We start from the raw sequence: 8,282 nt of genomic DNA, 5'->3' as shown, positions 1-8,282 counted from the left end.
GGACTACTTTACCTTGCTTTGGCCTGTATCCTTTGGAGAAAACTAGTATAGCAATATGTATGCCGGACATTCTCTTAATGCCTGAAGCAACTGTATTTTCAGACGTATCCGTCACGGGAACTGTCGTGCCTGGAGTTGATGTGGATGTCACATTATATCCAACGGCATTGCTGAATGCCTCTCCATCGGTTACGCCCATAACCAGGATAGCCGCAACAGCCAGTGAACCGAACGTATTGATGAGATGGCATTTTTTTTAAACCGATCGGTACCGGTTCACCAAATTCCCCATGGCTCTTTTTGTCATTGTTACTCCTCCTTTACCTTTTGGCTTTTTTCATTCCCGCCGTGGGAGATTGGGAATAAAAAAGGACGCATGGAGCAGCTGGGCCGTCCCATGACGTCAGAGTCCTTTTTCTTACATAAAAAGTATGTTATAGGGAATACAAGAAAATAATTATGCCTTTACATATTTATGGCTTTTTTACTTTGGATATGTCGGGAGTGATGGTTTGGTGCAGGGCAGCTGCATACACATGTCCTGCAGGTACATTTGGAGGCGCATCCGTAGAACTCGGAAACGCAAGGCAGGAGGCTGGCGGGAGGCCGGTGTCGCCGTGGACAGGGGGGTAAACGTTTACAGGCAGCACTTGTCCGCCGAAGGTATTTGGGGGAGGAGGATCCGTGAGGCCGCGTACGCAGCGGGAGGGAGATAACACGCCTCTTCCAGGCTGCTCAGCAGCGGCTGAAAAGGCTTTTGAAAAAGGAAGGCGATCGAAAAAAAAGCGCAGAACTTACTTTCAAAAGCACGTTCTACGCTTGATCTCTTGTTGGCGTCCCCAAGGGGATTTGAACCCCTGTCGACGGCGTGAAAGGCCGTTGCCCTCATATCCCTCTTTACCCGTTACACCATTTTTTGCACGATCTGCCAAAAAAGGGAGATCGTATGACTCTGAACGACGCTTTTGACCTCTATCAGCAGCTCGTCCTGTCGTCCTCTTCGAAAAGAGGAATAACAACAGAAACGGGGCGTTGGCAACACCATATTGCTCCTTTTTTGGGGAATATGCCGCTTGAGGGGGTTAAAAATGTTCAAATTATGCAATTAAGAAAGGTGCTTGAGGGAAAGTCCCTTAGCCCTCAATCTGTCTATCATTGCTTGTCCTTAGTGCGTCGTGTTCTGCGCCGAGCAGTGGAATGGGAATTATACGCTGGCCCTGTTCCTGTATTCAGAATGCCCAAATTTGATAATCGACGTCTGAGATTTCTTTCTGAGGCAGAAGCGGCTTATCTCCTCCAAAATCTTAGTTCAAGATCGGAATTATGGCACGATATAACAAAGTTTGCTTTATATACAGGACTGAGAGCTGGAGAAATATACGGACTTATGCCGTATCATGTAGATATAGCAATAAGAAGTGTTAAGATATATGATACAAAAAATACGCTCAGTCGTGTTATTCCTCTTAATGATATAGCCTTAAATATCGTAGAGAAATATTATAGGCATGCAGTTCTATCATTGCCACTCTTTAACTACAATGGAGAACTTCCAGCTGCTCATTACAAAGTTTTCAGATGCGCCATCAAGGCTTGCGGATTTAATCGTGGGATTAAGGATAGGCGCGAACGAGTTTGCTTTCATACGCTACGGCACACATTTGCATCGTGGCTCGTGCAGAAAGGGTATCCTCTTGCTATGGTAGGGAATCTTCTTGGCCATAAAGATATTAAGATGACGATGCGCTATGCCCACCTAGCACCCAACCAGGCTCGACTCGCAGTTTCATCTTTGCCTAATTTTGAAGAAAGCCAACTTGGATCGTACAATAAAAAAATCCCAGAATAGCCACAATGGCCATTGCCAATCTCCTAAAAGCGTATTATTTGTTACTACATACATAAAGGAGTATCCATATGGCTCTTGAAGACAGATATATTTTTACAGCAATTTTTGCCAAATATAGCGACCAACCTATTGAATTTGTCATGGAGCAGTACGAAAAAGCGAAGCTGCTCAACATGGCAATCGAAAAGCGCCTTTGGGATCAGTCCAGAGTCGTAGCCTGTCCCGCCTCGGAAAGTCCGGCCCAAAAAGAGGAGAAGAAGCCTGAAAAACCGCAGGATCGTGTTCCTGAAAAAAAATGCTATACGCAAAAAGACTTGAAGTGCGATCCTGCCGAAGCCATCACCGATACGAGCGTTACATGCTGCTTGTGCGGTAAGCAATCACTGACGCTGACGGCCAGACACCTGGCTCACCACGGCATCACTATGGAAGAGTACAAAAAGCTCTGTGGCTACTCCGAACAGCAGAAGCTCATGGCGCACAACCTCTTGGCCAAGCTGACGACCAACGCCCAGCGTGCCCAGGCAGCCCGCGCTGCCAAACGAGCAGAAGCTCATTCATAGCAGCGTCAAGTATTTAAATACGATAGCCCCGGAAGGATACGTCCTCCGGGGCTATTCGTATTTTATCGTATTCTACACTGATTTCATCGTATCTTATCTTATCTCATCTTATTCTACACTGATTTCATCTTATTTTTTTATTTATTGCAAGAATCAGATAAAATATGATATATTTAAGAGAAAACTAAGAAGGCAGGACAGGTGAAGTAGTACCACTTTTCAAGTGGACACTTCACGTCCTGCCCCCTCACACGCCGGGGGAGGCTTGCTTATTCGCCTTCGGCTCAACGCTAAACGCAGGAGAACAATCATGGACGAATATCAGAGCAATGGACAGGAGATTATCGTGCAACCCACTGAAAACATTGTTGAGGTCGACGGCGGAAGCATGTTCACAACGTCGCTGATCGTGGCGCAGGCATTCGAGAAGGAGCATAAGGACGTGCTGCGGGCCATCTCCAACTTGGAGTGCTCTTCTCAATTCACTGAGCGCAATTTTGCGCTCAGTGAATACACCGATCCAACAGGACGTAAACTTCCCGCCTATCGCCTGACCCGTGACGGTTTTTCCTTCCTGGCGATGGGCTTTACGGGCAAGAAGGCGGCTGCCTGGAAGGAAAAATTCCTGGAGGCGTTCAATGCGATGGAGCAAACCTTGCTAGATCAGCAAAAAGACTCCTTCATGGAGCAAGCCCAGGAACAGGAAACGCTACCGAAAGAGGCGCAGCCCATCCCCTATTTTTTCCGGTCAAGAAAGCGGATCGGCAAAGGAGGGCGAGCGGCGCTGGAGGGTATCCTGCGTCTGGAAGCCTTGCTTCAGGGAGACAGCCTGGAACATACCGAACAGCGTCTTTGCGCCAGGATGCGCGTGAAGAGTGTGGGAGACCTTCAGGAATGTCGATTGCAGGAAGCCATCATTTACGTCTTTGAGGAACTCTTCCGGGTTGGGGGACAAGATGGATGGAAGGATACCTCTTCAACGAACATGCTCCTTACCTTGCAGGGCTTGGTCGATTTCTGGGGGCATTTCAGCAACTACACCAAGACGGAAATCCGCACCTATATCTGCAATCGCTGCGGTGTGGACAATTTTGAAGAACTGAAGACAGAGCATGATCTTTTCAAGGCCGTGCTGGCCGCTTGGAGCGGTTTCTCAAACCACAACCTGAAATGGCAGTGCTGGTAGTATGGCAGAGGCAAAGAGAAAGGCCCGGCGCTCAGAGCAGGTTAAATCCTATGTGACGTCGGAGGAGTTTGTATTCATCATGGAGTCAAGCAACCGTGCTGGATTAAGTATGTCGGAATTTGTCCGGCGTGTTTGCCTCGGTTTCCGAGTTGAAAGCCGGGAGGATCAGCAGGCCCGGCGCGAGTTGCTGAAGGTCAATGCGGACTTGGGCCGCCTTGGCGGATTGCTCAAGCAGACGCTGGCCAGTGGCCATAAGGAACAAATCTACGGACTGCTCCACAAGATCGACCAGGCACAGGCTGAGCTGAAGGCAAAAATCAAGGCATTATGATTAGCAAACACATCCTTTCTGCTCCCCGGAATGACAATTATGCCCGGCTGGCGAACTATATCGCCGCCGGGCATGAATATAGCATGGATATTCAGAATGAAGAACGAATCTACGATCCGCAGCGAAGTGTTTCAGCAAGTCAAGGCATTGCCGGAAACCGCCTGCGTCAACTGTCCGAATGCCGTCTGGCATCTTACTCGCAGCGAGAACAAAAAAGAGAAATTGCGGATTTTCTGCCTGCTGATGCACGCCCTGATCGACGAGCCGTTGATAGCCTGCGAGGGAACGAAAATTTATCCAAATCCATAATGCCGGAAAAATGTCTTATAAGCTGGTGCGCCGGATGTTGGGCCGGAGATGACTACGACTTGGCCGTGCAGGAAGTAGCGGATACCCAGGCGCTTAACAGGCGCACCGGCAAAGAAAAAACCTACCATTTGCTTGTCAGCTTTCACCCTGAAGATGAAGGGAAGCTGACGCCAGATGTATTCAAGCAGATCGAAGAACGATTTGCCGATGCATTGGGCCTGTCAGAGCATCAGCGCCATTGCGGCGTGCACGTCAATACCGAGAACATCCACATGCATGTCGCATACAATCTGATCCACCCGGAGAAGCTGACGCGGGTGGAGCCGTGGCGCGACTACCTCAAGCGTGACAAGCTGTGTCGGGAGTTGGAAAAGGAATACGGCCTGATGGTGGATACCGGGAGGGAAGCGGGCAAGGAGAGAGGCCTTGGCAGTAAAGCTGCCGCGATGGAAGCGCACTCTGGCCAGCAATCCTTTGAAGGCTTCGCGCGGCAGGAGAGTATCGCTGTCCTAGCCAGTCTGGAGCAATGTCAATCCTGGGAGGATGTTCACCAGGCCTTTGCGACCCACGGGCTGGAATTGCGGCGACGTGGTGCCGGGCTGGTCATCAAGGATCGCTATGGGCGGCAGATGGCCAAAGCCAGCACAGCGCACCGTGAATTTTCCCTGAAGAAGCTGGAAGGCCGGTTCGGGCAGTTCCAGGCGGCAAAAGGACAATTCCCGGGCAGTGAGCGGCGCTATGGCATATCTCCTATCCAGAAGGCCCCGGACAGAGGGGAATTGTGGATGGAGTTCACCCAAGGGCACGAGGAGCAGAAAGCGGAACTGGAGAGCATACGCCAGAAGTGGCGACGGAAGCGGCAAGAGCTGGCAGCCAAGCCTTTGGCCCGCACGACCAGGGCATATCTCCGCAAGCTGTCATGGCAGTATGAGCGGGAGGAAATCCAGGCAACGCGCTCCCGGCAGGCAGGCAACTGGCTGGATTTTTTGCGTGACAAAGCCATCCGGGGCGATGAAACCGCCCTGGCCATCTTGCGATCCCGGCAGGAGGTTGTCGCTTCGGAGAGGGCTACCGACCAGCAAGAAGTGGGCAACAGCCCACTGGCCAAGGAGACAAAAATCCTGGAAAACGCTGTCCTGTTACCTCAAAGGAAGCGTTGCCTGACCAGTATTGCTCTGATGGAAAAAATTGTCCCAGGCGTGCAGGCCAGCATCACCACGCATGGAAATATCGTCTACCGTCTTCCCCAAGGCGGTAAAATCATCGACACCGGCAGGCAGATCAGCTTCAGCCAGGAAGCGCGAGAAACAGCGCTGGCGTATATGTCTATGAAATGGAATGTAAAATCACGCGCCAGAGATAACTTGTGTGAGACATTTACACTAGCAGATGGAACAAAAATCAACTTACCGAAGGGGCAAAACTTCTTTGTCCAACCGAAAAAGGCTCCCCAGAGGCGGAATCAAGCATTGGAAAGATGATTTTACCTTTCAAAGCCGATACATTTTTGTTTTGAGTCTATCTGTTTTTCCATTGCACATACAAAGTTCTTAAATAGTTCAAATTCAGTTCCTCTAATTTTTTCACCGGTAGGAAGCCTGCCGATTTCTTGAAGCTGGCTTTCTAAAATATTGCTTTCGTGAAGGTCACAGACACGATTTTTAAGACAGATCAGTTTTTCTTTTGATATATCCAGATTTTCGAGCATGGTTGTTTTCATTTGAGAATATACTATTGCCAGGTCAAAAACGTCCCTAGCTTTGAACTCACTTGCCCGGTGCTCTATTTTCTTGGCGATAATTTCAACAGGATGATCCAAGAATATTTTTTCCCCTTCGATTACAGCCTGGACTGGTTTGCAGCGTGATATGCGAGGGGAAAGGATAAAATCAATTTCTCCTTCCTTGAGATATATCTTCGTAAAGTTATCTTGTTCTATATATTTTATAACTCTATCCTCTAAAACATCATGGGTGCGTGGAGAAACATAACCTAGCAACTGCTTGTCGCTGAAAAAAATATCAATGTCTTTACTGAACCGATGGTTGAATTTGTGCATAAGCACAGTGCCTCCGCCAAATGTCCACATGGAAGGTGGCAACCCGGACTGCTTGATCTGCTGCATAGCTGCGGCAAATAAATCTTTCCAACTATCTGTATTCATGAGTAATCCTCTCAAAATTTCTCCCTTTCATTACCTTGGGAAGCGTGTCATACTTTTTTTTCAACTCTTTGTAAGAAATACCATTTTCTTTAATGAACCCAATAATAATTTCAAGAGGCAGTTCGTTAAAGAATGTATCAATGTGGCCAAGCCAACGCCCCATTTCTTGTTTGCCTAGAATTATGTTTTTTAGAATTTCAGGCGTAATTTCTTTTCGATAGGATACGTTACAGCCTATAACAGCACACCGCGTACAGCTATTATCATTTTTCGTGTTCATTGAGATAACTTTCCAATGCGGCGCGCACGACATCTACTTCTTTGCACTCATGCTCAAAAGCAAAGCGTCTAAGCCGCTGGTTAAGTTCCAGGGGAAGCGTGAACGTTTTTGCCTTGGTGGGAAGCCCTTTGGGGCGTCCGATTTTCATTTTCGACGCCTGATCGCTGTCTTCTGTTTTTTCTGTCGGCGTAAACAGCTCCTTAACTGTAGGAGTTTCAGTCCCTTGTATGCGCTGCTTACCACGATTGCCAAGCCCCATTTGTTTCCTCCTTTTTTATGGGAAAAAATATTTATTGCTTTTTTACTCTAGCCAGGAACTCTTTGGCAAGCGCGCTGTAATCCTGTGCCCCATAGCTTTTGGGACGATATTCAAAAATATTGTGGCCATCGCTAGGGGCTTCTGCCAATGAAACATTATCACGTATCAATGTTGAAAATAGAAGTTTTCCCCATCGTTCTTGCAATCCTATAAGCACATCACGATTCAAGGATTTTCTCTTATCAAAAAATGTCAAAAGGATTCCAAGTAAATGTAGCTTTGGGTTCAAATTTTCCACGACACTGTTCATTGTTTCCAAAATCAAATCTAGGCCAGCCAATGCATAATATTCAGCTTGGACAGGAATGAGAAGACTGTCAGAGGCAGTTAAAGCATTGACGGTCAGGAGTCCCAGAGACGGCGGACAATCAATAAGAACGAAATCGTAGCTACTGTTTTGGAGGGCTTTTTTCATCAGGTTTTCTCTACCCATGCGCGATGCAAAAGCCAGTTCGGCAACAGCTAAATTCCGGGTCGCAGGCAACAGGTCGATATGATTGCTAAGATGAAAAACTGAATCGGCAAGGGCGCGATCTCCACTTAGTACTTCATAAGCAGAATACTCAGGAGAAGAAAGACCGCAGGCATCAGTCAAATTCCCTTGGGCGTCCAAATCAATGAGGAGCACCTTTTTTTTCTTTCCCAAAGCCATGCCCAAGTTCTGAGTGGTCGTAGTCTTCCCAACACCACCTTTTTGATTTGCAATGCTGCATACATGCATAGGTTTACCTCCCATATTTTTGCATGCCTCTTTTTTATTATAATAAAATAAAGATGTAAATATTTTTTTACATAAAAAAATAAATCTATTTTAATTTTTTTTATTATTCAATGTATGTAAAAAAGTTAATGATTTTACTATATTATGAAATAGATAAGGGGGATTTGTGCTGATTTTCGTGTTTGAGGCTTACGCCTTTTGGGGAATAAGCGCAGAACATCCGGCATTGCCTCAATCGTATCCCGTTCATCTTTTTCAAGCACATGCTGGTATGTCTGCAAGATCATCCTCTCGTTTTTGTGCCCCATCAACTTTGCCAAGGGTTTGAGCTTTGCACCGCCCTGTACTGAGTAGGTGGCATAAGCATGGCGTAAACAATATGGAGTTATCCTTCTCTCAATCCCCGCACGTTTAAGCGCACTCGTCCATGCTCTGTGAATAGATCGAACCGAATTGCCTTTCCAGTGGATGACAAATGATATATTTAGAGGATGTCCGGCATGTTTTTTGATTTTAAAAGGTGTGGTAATCTCGTCCCATGAAACAAACAGATTTTCGTG

At 47.2% G+C, this 8,282-nt stretch carries 11 protein-coding genes; 6 read left to right on the top strand and 5 right to left on the bottom strand.

The genetic code is table 11. The annotated features are described in order from the left end of the window. The 6 genes from HF854_RS12570 to traI all read left to right on the top strand — a co-directional run. Window positions 1–260, top strand: a 260-nt coding sequence (locus HF854_RS12570; RefSeq protein WP_205906124.1) for a hypothetical protein, incomplete at its 5' end; no start/stop codon positions are given. A gap of 686 nt (window positions 261–946) precedes the next feature. Continuing rightward, window positions 947–1,849, top strand: coding sequence for a tyrosine-type recombinase/integrase (locus HF854_RS11765; RefSeq protein WP_168936462.1), 903 nt, complete (start codon window positions 947–949; stop codon window positions 1,847–1,849). A 68-nt stretch (window positions 1,850–1,917) separates the two neighbouring features. Next, a complete protein-coding gene (locus tag HF854_RS11760) occupies window positions 1,918–2,412 on the top strand; it encodes a MucR family transcriptional regulator (protein WP_168936461.1) in 495 nt (164 codons plus the stop codon). Between the two features lie 310 nt (window positions 2,413–2,722). Then, window positions 2,723–3,598, top strand: coding sequence for a Rha family transcriptional regulator (locus HF854_RS11755; RefSeq protein ID WP_168936460.1), 876 nt, complete (start codon window positions 2,723–2,725; stop codon window positions 3,596–3,598). A gap of 1 nt (window position 3,599) precedes the next feature. Continuing rightward, window positions 3,600–3,929, top strand: coding sequence for a plasmid mobilization protein (locus tag HF854_RS11750; RefSeq protein ID WP_168936459.1), 330 nt, complete (start codon window positions 3,600–3,602; stop codon window positions 3,927–3,929). Beyond that, window positions 3,926–5,719: a TraI/MobA(P) family conjugative relaxase gene (gene traI, locus HF854_RS11745; RefSeq protein WP_168936458.1), complete on the top strand. Its 1,794-nt coding sequence runs from the start codon at window positions 3,926–3,928 to the stop codon at window positions 5,717–5,719. Before HF854_RS11750 ends, traI begins: the two co-directional genes overlap by 4 nt. A gap of 2 nt (window positions 5,720–5,721) precedes the next feature. On the opposite strand, the gene HF854_RS11740 is transcribed toward traI, so the two are convergent. The 5 genes from HF854_RS11740 to HF854_RS11720 form a co-directional block, all read right to left on the bottom strand. Next, window positions 5,722–6,402, bottom strand: coding sequence for a nucleotidyl transferase AbiEii/AbiGii toxin family protein (locus HF854_RS11740; protein WP_168936457.1), 681 nt, complete (start codon window positions 6,400–6,402; stop codon window positions 5,722–5,724). Continuing rightward, window positions 6,389–6,682 carry a hypothetical protein gene (locus HF854_RS11735; protein WP_168936456.1) on the bottom strand — a complete coding sequence of 98 codons (294 nt, stop codon included), beginning with the start codon at window positions 6,680–6,682 and terminating at the stop codon, window positions 6,389–6,391. Before HF854_RS11735 ends, HF854_RS11740 begins: the two co-directional genes overlap by 14 nt. After that, window positions 6,666–6,941 (bottom strand): hypothetical protein, encoded by a 276-nt coding sequence (locus tag HF854_RS11730; protein WP_168936455.1) that lies wholly within the window; start codon window positions 6,939–6,941, stop codon window positions 6,666–6,668. Before HF854_RS11730 ends, HF854_RS11735 begins: the two co-directional genes overlap by 17 nt. A 31-nt stretch (window positions 6,942–6,972) precedes the next feature. Continuing rightward, entirely contained in the window at window positions 6,973–7,722 is a 750-nt protein-coding gene (locus tag HF854_RS11725) for a ParA family protein (protein ID WP_168936454.1), read from the bottom strand. A gap of 137 nt (window positions 7,723–7,859) precedes the next feature. Further along, the coding region (locus HF854_RS11720; protein ID WP_168936453.1) for a tyrosine-type recombinase/integrase at window positions 7,860–8,282 on the bottom strand (423 nt) is incomplete at its 5' end.

Source organism: Desulfovibrio piger, from assembly GCF_012843875.1.
Taxonomy (GTDB): Bacteria; Desulfobacterota; Desulfovibrionia; order Desulfovibrionales; family Desulfovibrionaceae; genus Desulfovibrio.
Note: the sequence above shows the minus strand (reverse complement) of the source record. Positions and strands in the feature narration are given on the sequence as shown.